We start from the raw sequence: 14,584 nt of genomic DNA on the forward strand, positions 1-14,584 counted from the left end.
GCTGCCGCTATGGGCGCACGATTCTACCCGGCCGTCACACCAGCGGCTTGAGTTCCTGGGCGATGGTCGGCAGAAGCTCCGAGACGTTCGGGTGGATGTGCACGGCGCGCGCCAGCGTGCTGACCGGCGCCTTGGCATACATCAGGTCGAGCACGCAGTGCACCGCCTCGTCGCCGCCCGGGCCGAGCACCGAACAGCCGAGGATCTCCTTGGTGTCGGCATCGACCAGGATCTTCATGAAGCCTTGCGTCTCACCTTTTTCGACGGCACGGCTGACGCGGGTCATTGGCCGCTGGCCGACCAAGGCGCGGCGGCCGGATTTCCTTACCGCGGCTTCGGTCATGCCGCAGCGGCCGAGCGGTGGGTCGATATAGAGCGCATAGGCCTCGATGCGGTCGCTGACCTTGCGCGGATCGTTGTCGAGCAGGTTGGCGGCGACGATCTCGTAATCGTTGTACGAGGTGTGGGTGAAGGCGCCCTTGCCGTTGCAGTCGCCCATCGCCCAGATGCCGGGCACGCTGGTGCGCAACTGGTCGTCGACGACGATGAAGCCGCGTTTGTCGACCTCGACGCCGGCTTTGTCGAGGCCGAGATCGTCGGTGTTTGGCGTGCGGCCGAGCGCCAGCAGCACATGCGAGCCGACCGCAGCCGCCTTGCCTGGCGAGAAGGTCACGGCGATTTCGTTGCCTCGCCTGGCGAAGCGGATGTCGTCGGCGCCGAGATGGACGGCAATGGCTTCGTTTTCGAGGATCGACAAAATGGCGTCCGAGACATCCTCGTCCTCGCGACCGATCAGGCGCGGGCTTTTTTCGATGACCGTGACTTCGGAACCGAAGCGGCGGAACATCTGCGCGAATTCGAGCGAGACATAGCTGCCGCCGACAACGATGAGATGGCGCGGCAGCACGTCGAGATCCATCATCGAGGAATTGGTCAGGTAAGAAATGCCGTCGATGCCAGGCAGGTCGGGCACCGAGGCGCGCCCGCCGGTGTTGAGGAATATCTTTTCGGCGCTCAGCAGATCGTCGCCGACGCGCACCGTGTTGGCGCTTACGAAGCGCGCATGGCCGCGATAGAGCGTGCATTTGTCCATGCCGGCAATCCAGTCTTCGAGATTGCCGCGGGCGTCGTTGGAGACCTTGTCCTTGCGCGCCTTGATCGCCTTGTAGTTTACGCCGACGGGACCGGACAGCGTCACCCCGTAATCCGCGGCGGAGCGGGCGAGATGCGCGGCATAGGCGCTTGCCACCATCGTTTTGGTCGGCGTGCAGCCGGTGTTGACGCAAGTGCCGCCGACCAGCTTTCGCTCGATCAGCGCCACGCTCATGCCGGCCGCATTCAGCCGGCCGGCGAGCGGTGGGCCGGCCTGCCCGGCACCGACGATAATGGCGTCGAATGTCTTTGCCGTCATGCCACCGCCGCCACGATCAGAAGCCCGCCGACGATCGCCACCGCGTCCTCGATGAAGGCGGCGGGCGGGTCGTTGCCGAAGGCGGTGGCCAGGCGCTTGCGCGCCTCGGCACCGCCCAGCGTGCCGATCACCGCGCCGATGGCGCCGGCGATCAGGCCGCCGATGATGGCGCCACCGGTGGCGCCGATCACCGCGCCGGTGAAAGCGCCCAAGACGATGCGCGTGCCGAATTGCTGCGGCACCTTGCGGCTCGGCGCCGAGGGCAGCTGGTCGGTGACCAGTTCGGCGATGGCCAGGATGGTGAAGATGCCGACGGCGATCCAGTGGCCCATGAAGCTCGCCCAGGTGCCGGCGACCGGCAACCAGCCAAGCCAGGCGCCCCAGGCAACCGCGGCGGGCGCGGTCATGGCGCGAAGCCCGGTAACGATGCCAATCAGGAGGGCAAGAATGTACAGCATGATTGATCCCTCGATGGCCGGCTTGGGACATATCCGAGAGAGCAAGCTACCATAGGTCCGGTATTTGACCAGAGGTGGTGTCGCCGCCGGCGCTTCCGTATTTGCAGCACTTGTGCTTTGGCAAAGATTGAGACTGGAGTTGCGGCCATGGCCGAAAGCGAACGCACGAAAATGGCGGCGGGCGAGTGGTATTGCTGCCTCGATCCGGAACTGGAGGCGTTGCGCATCACGGCGCGAGACGCGGTGTTCGAGCACAACAGCCTGCCGCCCCGGCAGCGTCGCGACATCGGGCCTGAATTGCGGACGCTGCTCGGCGCTGCGGGCGAGGGCGCCCGGATCGAGGCGCAGTTCCACTGCGCTTATGGCTTCAACATCTTTCTCGGCGACCGCGTTTTTCTCAATGCCGGCTGCATCATTCTCGATACGGCGCCAGTGCGCATCGGCAAGGGAACGCTGCTCGGCCCGAATGTGCAGATCTATTGCGCCGAGCACCACAAGGAGGCTGCCGGGCGACGGGCAGGGCTGGAGATCGCCAAGCCGGTCGAGATCGGCGACAATGCCTGGATCGGCGGCAGTACCGTCATCCTCGGCGGAGTCAGGATCGGCGATGGCGCTATCGTCGGCGCCGGTTCTGTGGTTACGCGCGACGTCGCGGCGAACACCACGGTGGTTGGCAATCCGGCACGGATAATCAGCAACAGCTGAGCACCGTGCTTCTGTCGCCGGTCATGTCCTCGTTCTGATGGACATAGGCGGCTGTGTCACTTGGCCGGAGGTGGATGCAACCGTGTGTCGAGCGCAAACGCCTCCCGGGTCTTCATGGCGTATGCCCCTCTGGCGAGGCTCGCGTCGAAGATCAGGTTCCAGCTACGCTGCGATACGGCGCTCGGAATCACCACGAACCGGTGCCGTTGCAGAAGATCGTCGCCAAACGCCTGTTGCCCGGAGCTCGGAATGCCCGGGCGCAACCAGTTGGGGTTGGGCACGGCGGCGGGGTCGACGATATGCACATCCGCGACATCGCTGACGATCGCTGCCGTCATGACATGCGCAATCGTGTCGAGCGCCCTGAAGCCCTTATGAACCGCAACCTCGAGGATCGCAGTCGACGGATCGATCGAGCAGTAGACGGCGCGCACGCCCTTGCTGTTCCAGCGTCCGCCCACCCTGTATGCGCTCTCGCCACTATCCCATGTAGGCGCAAACGCGGCTTGATCGAGGCGCCATCCGATGAGGTCGGAGCCACCAAGCGCCGCCGGCAGCGGCGTCATGCATAAACGCCATATTCAAGCCGTTCCAGATAGTCTTCTACAAGCTCGATCCCTGCCGGTGTCGCCAGAAGGTCGATTGGACGACGCTGGTCGAGCCCAATCGCCGGGCGCTCCAGCCATTGCTCTGCCTCCGCCTGCGAACCGAACACGTCGGTCGCTTTCGACAGGATCTCCGCGAACTTCCAGGTTCGTCCGCTCTGGTCCTGACTGAGAGGCTTGGACGGAGCATCCTTGCGGCGCTGGTAGGTGCGCAGGCTCATGCCGACGGCCTTCTCCAGCGAATCGGTCTTCTGGATGAAGACGAGTTGCCCGATAAGATGGTCCAGCGCTGAAGCCGGCAGGCCGTGCAGAAGCAACTCGTGGGCATCCAAAGCGCTGCTGAGGCGCCTTGCCAGAATGCGGCTGCCGCCTAGCAATCTAGCCACCTTCTGAAGTTCATTGTTTTTTGCTGCTGGCGCAGCCTTTTCCAATGCCATCGCCACGGCGAGCCCTCTTCGCGTCATCTGTCGCTTTAATATATGACAGATGACGCAAAGCCTTTCAAGCACGACAGGATCGAGAGCAGGGCAATCGCTTCAAGAGAAAAGCCAGATGGCAGTCCAAGGTCGGCACTGAAGCGATTGCCCTGGAATCGAGCGCGAGCCGAATTTCACCTCGGCATGTGCGCCACGCGCTCCTCCTGAGCACTCCTCGAGAATTCGCGCCGGTACTGCGCCGGCGAGGTTCTGAGGCGCGCTGCGAAGTGCTGGCGCAGCGAGGTAGCGCTGCCGAAGCCGGCCTCGAAGGCAACCGTGTCCATCGATTTTTCCGTTGCTTCCAGCAGCCGCTGCGCCAGCTGAACGCGCTGGTCGGTCAGCCAGTCGCCGAAACTGGTGCCGATCGTTTTCTGGAAACGGCGCGTGAACGTCCGGCGGGTGAGGCCAGCGAGACCGGCAACGCTGTCCAGACTGTGCGGCTCACCCAGGGTTTTGCGCACCGCTTCGAGAGCCTGGGTGAAGCGGTCCGCATTGCCGGTCCTGGCGATGGGACGTTCGATGAATTGCGCCTGCCCGCCCTGCCTGTGCGGAGAAAGCACAATCTGCCGGGCAAGGCGAAGTGCCGCCTCCGCGCCGTAACGAGCCCGTACGACGTGCAGGCAGCAGTCGAGCCCGGCGGCGACGCCGGCGGATGTCACGACATCGCCATTGTCGATGTAGAGCACTTCCGGTTCGACGAGAATGTCGGGATAGAGTTCCTGCAGCTGATCCGCGTAGGCCCAGTGCGTCGCCGCTCGCCGCCCCGAAAGCAGTCCGGTCGCCGCAACAGCGAACGTTCCCAAGCACAGTCCGACGATCAGCGCGCCGCGCTCGTGCGCGCCAAGCAACGCGTCGATCAATGCGGCTGGAGGCGAGCTCCCGAGATCCTTCCAGCTTGGCACGATGACGATGTCGGCGTCATTGAGCGCGGAAAGCCCGTGCGGGACGCTGATGGTCAGCCCGGCATCGGTGCGGATCGGCCCGTCCTCAATCGCGCAGACCCGGAAGTCGAAGCGCGGCAGGCCGAGCTCCGTGCGATCAGCGCCGAACACAAGACACGGCACGGAGAGATGAAACGGGCTGATGCCATCGAAGGCGATGGCGGCAACGGCAGGATCGGTCATGGGAGCTCCAGCAACGGGTGAGGCCGATTGTCCCAATTCTTTCGAATAATGTCAATCGGGACACTTTTTGCAATCCGGTGCCGAGCTTATCGTCCACCCATCAATGTCCAACGGGAAAGGAAAACCCCATGTCGCAACCAGCCAAAGACAAAGCTCCGCGCCGCGCCCTCATCGTCATCGATGTTCAAAACGACTATGATGGCGGCAACCTCGCCATCCAGCATCCGCCCTTCCGCGACAGCGTCGTCAATGTCGCGCGAGCGATGGACGCGGCCACCGAGGCAGGCGTCAAGGTGGTGGTCATCAAACAGTTGGCGCCGGAAACCTCACCGGTCTTCGCCAAGGGCAGCCATGGCGCCGAGTTGCACCCGGAAATCGCCAGGCGAGACCGCGACCACTACATCGAAAAGAACTTGCCCAGCGCCTTCACCGGCACGGACCTCGAGGAGTGGCTGCGCGCCAACTCTATCGATACGATCACGGTCATCGGCTACATGACTCACAATTGCGATCTGTCGACGGTCATCCACGCCGTGCATATGGGCTTCGAGGTCGAGTTCCTGTCGGACGCAACGGGGTCGTTGCCGTACGCCAACAGCGCCGGTTACGCTTCGGGGGAGGAAATCCATCGCGTCGTGACGATCGTATTGCAGTCGCGCTTCGCGGCCGTTCTCAAAACCGCCGAGTGGATCGATTGTCTGAAGACCGGCGTGGTACCCCAGCACGACACACCCTATGCCTCCAACCAGCGCGCGCTGGCGCGAAGCGCGGCGTAGGGACGAGATCGTCGCGAAGACGCCAAAAAGGGCGCCGCAGCGTTGCGGCGCCCTTTGCCGTTCAAGCGTTGATTATCCCTAAAACAGGCCTTCGATCTGGCCCATTTCGTTCAGGAAAATCTTTTCCGAGGATGGCGCTTTGGGCAGGCCGGGCATGGTCATCACCTCGCCGCAGATGATGACGACGAAGCCGGCGCCGGCAGACAGTCTGACCTCGCGCACCGGTACGGTGTGGCCGGTCGGCGCGCCGCGCAGATTCGGATCGGTGGAGAAGGAATATTGCGTCTTGGCCATGCAGACCGGCAAATGACCGTAGCCGGCGTGCTCCCAGGCGTGGAGCTGGTCGCGCACCGATTTGTCGGCGATCGCTTCCGAACCGCGATAGATGCGCTGGACGATGGTGTTGATCTTCTCGAACAGCGGCATGGCGTCGGGATACAGCGGGGCAAATTGCGACGCGCCGGATTCGGCCAACGCCACGACTCTTTTGGCCAGTTCTTCGATACCGGCCGATCCCTGGGCCCAGTGCTTGCACAGGATCGCCTCTTCGCCCATCGAGGCGACGTAGTCCTTCATCGCCTGGATCTCGGCCTCTGTGTCGGAGTAGAAATGGTTGATGGCGACCACAGCCGGCACACCGAACTGGCGGATGTTCTCGATGTGGCGGCCGAGATTCGCACATCCCTTCTTGACCGCCTCGACGTTCTCCTTGCCGAGGTCCTCCTTCTTGACGCCGCCATTCATCTTCATGGCGCGAACCGTGGCGACGATGACCGCCGCGGCGGGCCTCAGGCCGGCCTTGCGGCATTTGATGTCGAAGAACTTTTCGGCACCGAGATCGGCGCCGAAACCGGCTTCGGTGACGACGTAGTCGGCAAGCTTCAGCGCCGTCGTCGTGGCAACGACGGAGTTGCAGCCATGCGCGATGTTGGCGAAGGGGCCGCCATGCACGAAGGCCGGGTTGTTCTCCAGCGTCTGCACGAGATTGGGCTGCATGGCATCCTTCAAGAGTACGGCCATGGCGCCGTCGGCCTTGAGGTCGCGCGCATAGACGGCCGACTTGTCGCGGCGATAGGCGACGATGATGTCGCCGAGGCGCCTTTCCAGGTCCTTCAGGTCGGTCGACAGGCACAGGATGGCCATGACTTCCGAGGCGACTGTGATGTCGAAACCGGCCTCGCGCGGGAAACCGTTGGCGACGCCGCCGAGCGAACAGATGATCTCGCGCAGCGACCGGTCGTTCATGTCCATGACGCGGCGCCAGACGACGCGGCGGGTATCGATGCCGAGCTCGTTGCCCCAGTAGATGTGGTTGTCAATCAGCGCCGACAGCAAGTTATGGGCGGTGGTGATGGCGTGGAAATCGCCGGTGAAGTGGAGGTTCATGTCCTCCATCGGCACGACCTGCGCGTAGCCACCGCCGGCGGCACCGCCCTTGACGCCGAAATTCGGTCCGAGCGAAGCCTCACGGATGCAGACGATGGCCTTCTTGCCGAGGCGGTTGAGGCCATCGCCCAAGCCCACCGTCGTCGTCGTCTTGCCTTCGCCGGCCGGTGTCGGGTTGATGGCGGTGACGAGGATCAGCTTGCCATCCTTGTTGCCCTTCACCGACCTGATGAACTCGGCCGAGATCTTCGCCTTGTCGTGGCCGTAGGGCAGAAGATGTTCGCTCGGAATGCCGATCTTCTGGCCGATCTCCTGGATCTGCTTCTTCCTGGCGCCGCGCGCGATCTCGATGTCGGACTTCACTTCGGCCATGGACGACTTCCCTCTGAATTGGACGGATTTGACTAGTGTGGTCGCACGAATAGCCCGGCATTGCAGGCGCGGGCATGTTCTACCCCTGTCGCTGCCGCGGCGTCAACTTTCATGCAACTATGTTTCCTGCGAAGAAAATACCTCTGCGGCCGGCTGCCCTGCTACAGGTTCTTTTCGCGCCGGTTGCCGCGCCGTATAGAAGCCAGAGCAGGCGCGGTTCCGCCGTCTCAAAACAGCCGCGTAATACGCGAAAAGCGACAGAAGCAACGGCGCAAATTCACCAGCGCCGGCTGTGCGGGACGATCCGCTACTGCGTCAGCACGTTGCTGATCTCGACCATGTTCGAGCGCACCCTGAGTATGTAAAAACCCATCGTCGTCAGATGTGTCGGCAACAGCCAGCCGTCCTCGCGGCCATTGGCGATGATGAAGGGCTGGATGCGCAGCGCCGAGACGAACTGCGCGTCCATCGTATCCCACAGGTTCTGCAGGTGCTTTTCCTTGATGACGTCCTCGAAGTCGGCCTGTGCGCCCTTCATCAGCCCGTAATAGGCATAGAGCTGGCCATAGGCGAACCAGAAGCGGTCGTCGGCGCGAGTGTCGAACCAGCCATTATTGTGGTTTTCGGCACGCTCCTTGAGGATCGCCGAGGTCGAACCGATGTCGGACGAGATGCGGTCGATATACTGCTTGAGATTGTCAGCGCGGGCATCGAACGTCGCCTGGCAGGCTGCGAGGCGGGCGTTGAAGGAACGCAGCTTGCGCACCGCGTCACGATAGTAGCTCGGCGTCGGCGTCTTGGGGCCGAACGGGTTCAAGCCGAAATACCAGGTTTCCTCGTCGAACTGCAGATTGCCGCGGGCATCCTGCAGGTCGGCGTCGATCTGCGAGGTGGTGCGGACGCGGCCGAGATTATCGGCAAGCTCGGTCGCCGTACGCCGCACCGCCTGGTTGATGCCGCGCTGGAACGAAGCCTTGTTGTCCATGAACGGCGTGTGATCCCAGTCGATGCCGAACAGGCCGAGCTTGTAAAGAATCATCGACGACACCCAGGCATTCTGGTTGACGTTGAAGTCGGTCAGGTCGGCCGCAACCTGGGCAATGGCTGAATTTCCGCAGGTCTTGGCCGTGTCGGTGCCGGCGCCGGCGGAAACCTGTTCACCGGCGGAGCTGTTGCGTTTTTCGAACGTGTATTTGTCGACGTAATTCGGGTCGAAATTGTTCCACCACTGGGTGGCGTAGAAGAAGTTGACATAGAGACCGATCAGCACGAGCACAGCCAGGCCGAGCACCGCCTTCAGGATCCAGCCGCGTTGCGTGTACCAGCGCCCCGCCCACAGGAACGGCCACAGGATCGCGCCGATGAGCAGGCCGATGCCGCGGCCAATCCACTGGAAAATCCGGGTGAAGAAACTCACGATCGGATCAAGCATGGCGATGTCACCCCTCAGTCAGTCAAGCCGTAGAGGCGCGTGCGAAACGCCACCTTGTCCTTCAGATATGTGGTTTTCAGAACGTCCACAACATGCGATCGCCAGGCGTCGCTGAAGCCCTCATAGTCCCTGTAGAAGCCCGGCTTGTTGAAGACGTAACGCGAAACGAAGTCCTGCGGCACGAAGTCCGAGATCAGCTGGTTGGTCAGCCAGGCGTCGGCATGGTCCGGCTTGGCGCGGATGACCAGGAAGCGCTGCTGCGGGAACACGTCCTCGATCTTGAGATGGCCGAGCTGGGCGATCTCGCGCTTGGCGGCGTTGAGGAAGGGAAAATTGCCGTCCCTGGTGATCAGATCGGTATGGCCGTGGATCCAGGTCTGCAGCCAGACCTTGTCGACGTCGGTCAGATTGCGGTCGGGATCGGCGTCGCGGATCAGCGCGCGCACCACCATTTCGGCGCGATGCTCGAGATAACCGGAGGTTTCGATCCATGAGGCGCGCGGCAGCTCGATGCGGCCGGTCGAGGCGAGGAACTTGAACACCTTGTCGGCATCGTGGATCGAAAGGTAACTCACCTGCCACGGCCGCGAGCGGCGGAAACCGGGCGCTGCGGGGTCGCTGATCACCGTCGTCACGTCGGGATCGACGAACACATAGAGCCCGCCGAAATGGCTGGTCCAATAGGCATTGTGACGGAAGATCACCTGGTCCGGCACCAGCGCATTCTCGCGGATGTCGCCGCAGACCTTCGCCAGCTCGACCATGTGGGCCAGCATGGCGTTGTCGCGCCAGGCATCCGGCTCCTGCTTCAGCCGGTCGACCAGCTTGCCGAGCTCGGCGGCCTTGCCGAGCACATCCTCGGCCGACAGCACCTTGAACTCGACCTGGTTGATCGACAGCAGGTCCTCGATGTCGTCGACCTTGGGGACCGAATCCTCGATCTCGCCGTAGATGACGTCCTTGATCGTCAGCGCATCGATGGCGCGCTGGTTCTTGGACATGAACTCGTACATCAGCAGCGAGGTGTTGGAGAACGCCGTGTGCACCACCGGCAGGTCGATCTGCGACGGCGTCAGGATGATGAAGCGGCGGTTGACCTCGTTCGGATCGAGGTAGCTGTAGTCGCCGCATTCCTCGGCGACCTGCGGCGAGAAGCCAGTGCGGTCGATCTCGAAGCTTCTCAACTTGGTCGGCTTCAAGCCGAACGCGACCATCGCCTTGTTGTAGCGCTGGATCAGGTGCGGCTCGTCGATCGTCAGCAGCCGGCCGTAGATCAGCTCGTTGTCGCGCAACAGATCGGGTTTCTTGGCCATTATTCCTTCTCCGCGTTCACGGGGAGACGGTGCCCGAAGGGCGGATGAGGGGCGCGAACGCGCCTTCTCCCCTTGTGGGAGAAGGTGGCCGAGCGAAGCTCGGTCGGATGAGGGGTGTTCCAGCTTGACGAATACCCCTCATCCGTCGCCTTCGACGCCACCTTCTCCCACAAGGGGAGAAGGTGGCGTCGGCGCATCTCACGCATTCCACAGCCCCTTTTTCTTCAACCCCTCGATCTCGCGGACGGCACGCTCCCGCAGACGGGTGTCGCGGATCATCTTGGTCACCGCCGCATCATCGGACTTGTCGGAATAGCGGAATTCGGAATCCGCATAGCGGTTGATCTCCTGCATGACCATGTCCATCGAGAATGGCCCGCGCAGCTCCTCGATCATCGCTTTCTTGTCGTCGTAACCCTTGTGCATGAAGGCTTCCGGCTTTTCGAACCACTCGTCCGGCAATTCGATGTCCATGGCGCGCATCTTGATGGCATCGGTAACGTTCTTGATGGCGCGGCCGGTAAAGCGCGGCTCGGCATCCTTGATCAAGTGCAGATAGGTGCCGATGTCAGCCATCGTCTTCGGCGCGCCGTTTTCCTTCATGTAGCGCTCATAGACCTTCATCAGCCCGTCTTCCTGCGGCTTTTCATGTTCCTCATAGGCCTCCATCACCGCGCGCTGGATCTCTTGCGCCGCATAGAGCTTGTGGTCGCCGAGCGGGATCTTGTGGTTCTTGCCGGCGAGCAGAACGAAGATGTCGATGTAGTCGTCGCGGCTCTGCGGGCCATCGACCAGCCAGCGCGCGCCGGCGCGCTGGCGTAGCGCGTCGTCGACGTTTTCGGGATAGTTGGAGAACATGCCGAACGAGCAGTTGCCGCGCACCACGGTCGCCGCACCTCCAAAGGCGTCCATCAGGACGCCGGTGATTTCCTGCTGGCCGGCCGAGGCGCGGTCGTCGGACCGGCGTGCCGCCACCTGGTCGATATCGTCGATGGTGCCAAAGCCGATGACGCGCGGGTTCAGCACATTGTTGATGAACTGGCGGCAGTTCTGGCCCGACTTGCCCTGGTAGGAGGAGATCTGGTCGACGCCGAAATTCTCGTAGGCGAAGGGATAGCCGGCGACCTGGCAATAACCATTGAGAAGACCAGCGATCATCTGGATCAACGTTGTCTTGCCGGTGCCGGGCGCGCCATCGCCGATAAAGGTGAACAGGAAGCCGCCGAGTTCGACGAATGGGTTCAGCTCACGCTCGAAATCGTAGGCCATCAGCATCTTGGCAAGCTTGACCGACTGGTATTTGGCGATGTGGTTGCCGACGACCTCTTCCGGTTTTTTGAAGGTCATCACCAGCGGCTTTGCCCGCTTACCCGGCGCGACGTCGAAGCCGTCAAGGGTAAAATCGTCGACGTCGATGCGGATATGCGCGTTCTCGAACGGACCGATGCCGTCGAAGCGGCCCTTTCGCGCCAACAGCCCGTCGATGGCGACGCGGGCAAAGGCGCGGGCGCGGGTCATCAGGTCGGCATCGTCCTTCGAACCTGCTATCGCCCTGTCGAGCCCGGCCACGATCGACTTCACCGCATCCTGTGGCGTGTCGAACAGAAAGTCCGGCTCGGGCGTGTCGTTCGGCGCCTCGCCGTCGCTGTCGATCAGCTGGAACAAATAGGAGGCAAGGCTGAAGGCGGAGATGTAGGCAGAGGCCGACAGCAGCTTCTTGAAGGTGGCAGCTTCATCGCCTTCGAGCGGCGAGCGGGCGTTTTTCGCCTGCAGACTTTCGAGGTCCGAGCCCTCGGCGAAGACATCCGATATGGCCAGCGCTATCGCTGTGCCGCGCCGGGCGCGAAACAACAGCGTGTGCTGCGGGATGGTCAGCAACTGGTCGTCGGAATGGACGGCGGCGACGGTTTTGGAGAGCTCGACCTCGCGCGTGCGGCGCACCGAGCCGACCGAGACGGTAGAGACGAAGCGGCGGTTGGTGCCGGCAAGCGCGGTGCCGGACTCGCGCGATGGGTCCTCCAGCACGACGATGCGAGTGATGAAACTTTGCGCAGTGGCACGGTGCTTTTCAATTGCCGCTTCCGGGATGGTGGTCAGGCCGGTGTCCATGGAGGATGCTCCGCGATTTGACGGTCAGACGTCGCTGATGACCTGCCCTTTGGACAGGATGTGGACCTTGTAGCCCGAAAAGATCTTCTGCGCCTCGCCGGCGGCATAGAGCGCCTGATAGGCCTCGTGCGGAATCAGCGCATGGTTCTCGTAGTTGGACACGCCTTGCCGCGCGGCCTCGAGATCGTCGGTATTGATGAAGAATTCCTGTGTCGTCTTTTCGCTCGAAAACAGCCCCTTGCGGCCTGGCTTTTCGGCCTTGGAAAAGACCTCCTGGATGGTCCAGGTCAGCAGCCAGGCGTTTTCCGGCTTGCGCACCTTGGCCAGCACTTCGCTCACCGTCGAATTGTTGTCGGTAATCCCTGCAGAATAGAACGGGCCGAGCACGACGCGACGCAGCTGCTTGGGATGCAGCGGCTCGAAATCCTTGTCGAGGTTGACCGCGATGGTCGCCGGCGACAGCGCGTAGGCGGAATTCTTCTCGGTGAAATCGTCGAAACGATGGGCAAGCTCGGGATTGAGCAAGCCGTCGACCGGCAGCGGAATGTCGACCCTCTCATTAAGTTTGCCACCGGAGTCGACAAGCTGCCGGATCATGTCGTCCGAGGAATCCTCAACCGTCACCATATACACAAGCGGCAGGTTGGCGCTGCCGTCGAAGCACGCCCAGTGGACCAGATAATACGGGCGCAACGTCTTCGGATTGACCGACACCTTGACCGTCTGGGCCAGCGTGAACGGGCCGAAGGTGGTCTCGCTCTTGACGTCCTCGAGGTAAAGCCGCTCGGCCATCGACTTCTGCAGCGCTTCGGGGAATTCCTTGTGGCGCAGGATGAAGTCGGCCATTTCCTCGCGCAGCTCGCTGGCCGAAGGGATGACGGCGAGACGGCCGTCGGCCTGGAGCCGGTCGTTTTCCAGTTCGAGCAGGTTCTGGAAGACCGGAAAACCGCTTTCGGCGCGCGAGATGCGGAATGTCTCGGTGAAGCCCAGCCGGTTGCGCCAGCACGAGAACGACTTGTCGAGCCGCGCAATATATTCGGCGACGACCTTGGCGACGATGCCGTGCCGATAGAGCGGCGAGCGATCGTCGCGCATGAACACTTCGAGGCCGCCAAGTGCCGCCGTGATCGCCGAGAAATAGCGCGCCGCAGCTTCGTTTTCGGGGGTCATGCTGCCAGCCCTTGGGAGCAGTGCACGTGCAGCAATTACGACTGCACGTAATTTGCCGAATTGTGCTTCTTCATCACATCGTCGAAGCGGCGGGCGAAGGCATCGTCGGCGAGCTTCTTGCGGCGCTGGATGTCGGCGGTGGCGACCATGTTTTTCTCGTGCATTTCAAGCAGATCGCCGATGTGCTTTTGCGAGGCGGCACCAATGCCGGCCATGGTCTCTTCGGCGGTGTTGTCGACCTGGCTGCCCAGCGTGTTGATCTTGTGGGCGACATCCTGTTGGGCGGCGGTCTTCAGCGAATCTTCCAGCGCCTTGTACAGCACGATGCGCTGCTCGGTATCGATGGTCAGCTTGTTGATCAGCGTCGATTGCGCCGCGATCTGGTTGTTGAGGGAATCGACGAAGGTCTGGAACATCGAGGTGTAGCGCTCCAGCGTCTGGCTTTCGGCCAGCAATTCCTGCTCCTTGGCCTGCTTTTCGTTGTATTCCGTGGCCAGTTTCGAGCGTTCGCCTTCCAGCTGCGTGCGCTCCTTCTGGCTGGTCGAGGCGGCGATCTTGTTCTCGATGTCGAGCAGCATCGGGTTGAGCTCCTCGATGCGTTTCTGCACGGTCTCGAGATTGGACATGGTGGTCTTGCGGCGCTCGATCACCTGCGACAGGCTGGCCTCGGAGGTCTTGTAGCGCGTGTCGAGAACCTGCTTCTGCGCCTTGAGGATGCCGACGATGGTGTCGGATTTCGCCAGCAGCTCCTGCAGATTGCCGGCCAGCGACATGTTGCGGACGCGGTCGGTGCGCAGGCGCTGCTTGCGCTGGCTGGAGAAGACACCGACGAAATTTTCCCAGCCGGTGTAGTTCTTCATGCTCTCGAATTCGGCGCCGAAGACGTTGGTGGCGTCCTCGAGGCCGATAATCAGGTCGGCGATATTGCCTTCCATCACCTTCTGCTGCTTCAGCACGTCCTCGATGCGGGCATTCTCGATGTCGAAATTGGCGTCGCCGATCTTCTTGTCGGCGGTGGCGAGCGTGTCGAGCACAGTACCGGACTGCTCGATCTTGGTGCGCATGTCCTCAACGACCTGCTTGGTCTTGGCAATCTCGGCGTCGAAATTCTGCAATGTCGCCATTGGGGCCTCCCGCTTCGGCATCGGTTTCGTTTCGCAAACCGCCGCGAATATATGTGCCGGGTTTGGCGAATGAAAGACGGAAGACATGGGATTACAGGAAAACAAAAGAATTTCAGGAGGCCG

General features: G+C 62.2%; 13 protein-coding genes. 2 read left to right on the forward strand and 11 right to left on the reverse strand.

Annotated elements, in window-relative coordinates; translation table 11 throughout:
* Positions 1 to 34: 34 nt before the first annotated feature.
* Together NKI24_RS07850 and NKI24_RS07855 are read right to left on the reverse strand one after the other, a co-directional pair.
* A complete protein-coding gene (locus NKI24_RS07850) occupies positions 35 to 1,411 on the reverse strand; it encodes an FAD-containing oxidoreductase (protein ID WP_352706062.1) in 1,377 nt (458 codons plus the stop codon).
* Positions 1,408 to 1,869, reverse strand: coding sequence for a DUF4126 domain-containing protein (locus NKI24_RS07855; RefSeq protein ID WP_352744294.1), 462 nt, complete (start codon positions 1,867 to 1,869; stop codon positions 1,408 to 1,410). The genes NKI24_RS07850 and NKI24_RS07855 overlap by 4 nt, the downstream gene beginning before the upstream one ends.
* Before the next feature lie 147 nt (positions 1,870 to 2,016).
* On the opposite strand from NKI24_RS07855, the gene NKI24_RS07860 reads away from it, so the two are divergent.
* A complete protein-coding gene (locus NKI24_RS07860) occupies positions 2,017 to 2,574 on the forward strand; it encodes a sugar O-acetyltransferase (RefSeq protein ID WP_352680887.1) in 558 nt (185 codons plus the stop codon).
* Positions 2,575 to 2,630: 56 nt separating this feature from the next.
* Here the strand turns inward: NKI24_RS07860 and NKI24_RS07865 are convergent, their stop codons facing one another.
* The 3 genes from NKI24_RS07865 to NKI24_RS07875 all read right to left on the reverse strand — a co-directional run bounded on the left by NKI24_RS07865 (position 2,631) and on the right by NKI24_RS07875 (position 4,779).
* Positions 2,631 to 3,140, reverse strand: coding sequence for an RES family NAD+ phosphorylase (locus tag NKI24_RS07865; protein ID WP_352744297.1), 510 nt, complete (start codon positions 3,138 to 3,140; stop codon positions 2,631 to 2,633).
* Complete coding sequence (parS, locus tag NKI24_RS07870) at positions 3,137 to 3,616, reverse strand: type II RES/Xre toxin-antitoxin system antitoxin (RefSeq protein ID WP_502901439.1); 480 nt, start codon at positions 3,614 to 3,616, stop codon at positions 3,137 to 3,139. Before parS ends, NKI24_RS07865 begins: the two co-directional genes overlap by 4 nt.
* A 173-nt stretch (positions 3,617 to 3,789) precedes the next feature.
* Positions 3,790 to 4,779, reverse strand: coding sequence for a helix-turn-helix domain-containing protein (locus NKI24_RS07875; RefSeq protein ID WP_352744300.1), 990 nt, complete (start codon positions 4,777 to 4,779; stop codon positions 3,790 to 3,792).
* Positions 4,780 to 4,907: 128 nt separating this feature from the next.
* Here NKI24_RS07875 and NKI24_RS07880 point away from each other — a divergent pair, with 128 nt between their 5' ends.
* A complete protein-coding gene (locus NKI24_RS07880; protein ID WP_352744303.1) occupies positions 4,908 to 5,555 on the forward strand; it encodes a cysteine hydrolase family protein in 648 nt (215 codons plus the stop codon).
* Between the two features lie 78 nt (positions 5,556 to 5,633).
* Here NKI24_RS07880 and NKI24_RS07885 read toward each other — a convergent pair whose 3' ends face one another.
* From NKI24_RS07885 to NKI24_RS07910, 6 genes are all read right to left on the reverse strand, one after another.
* A complete protein-coding gene (locus tag NKI24_RS07885; RefSeq protein WP_352744306.1) occupies positions 5,634 to 7,313 on the reverse strand; it encodes a formate--tetrahydrofolate ligase in 1,680 nt (559 codons plus the stop codon).
* A gap of 307 nt (positions 7,314 to 7,620) precedes the next feature.
* Complete coding sequence (locus NKI24_RS07890) at positions 7,621 to 8,745, reverse strand: DUF2333 family protein (protein ID WP_352450540.1); 1,125 nt, start codon at positions 8,743 to 8,745, stop codon at positions 7,621 to 7,623.
* A 14-nt stretch (positions 8,746 to 8,759) separates the two neighbouring features.
* Complete coding sequence (locus NKI24_RS07895) at positions 8,760 to 10,058, reverse strand: DUF6638 family protein (protein WP_352683898.1); 1,299 nt, start codon at positions 10,056 to 10,058, stop codon at positions 8,760 to 8,762.
* Positions 10,059 to 10,256: 198 nt separating this feature from the next.
* Entirely contained in the window at positions 10,257 to 12,167 is a 1,911-nt protein-coding gene (locus NKI24_RS07900) for an AAA family ATPase (protein WP_352744309.1), read from the reverse strand.
* A gap of 24 nt (positions 12,168 to 12,191) precedes the next feature.
* The gene (locus tag NKI24_RS07905; RefSeq protein WP_352744310.1) at positions 12,192 to 13,337 is read right to left on the reverse strand and encodes a hypothetical protein; all 1,146 of its coding nucleotides are present in this window, start codon (positions 13,335 to 13,337) and stop codon (positions 12,192 to 12,194) included.
* 35 nt (positions 13,338 to 13,372) lie between these two features.
* Positions 13,373 to 14,461 (reverse strand): hypothetical protein, encoded by a 1,089-nt coding sequence (locus NKI24_RS07910; RefSeq protein ID WP_352450536.1) that lies wholly within the window; start codon positions 14,459 to 14,461, stop codon positions 13,373 to 13,375.
* Positions 14,462 to 14,584: the final 123 nt, after the last annotated feature.

This window comes from Mesorhizobium sp. M0701 (assembly GCF_040320365.1).
GTDB lineage: Bacteria > Pseudomonadota > Alphaproteobacteria > Rhizobiales > Rhizobiaceae > Mesorhizobium.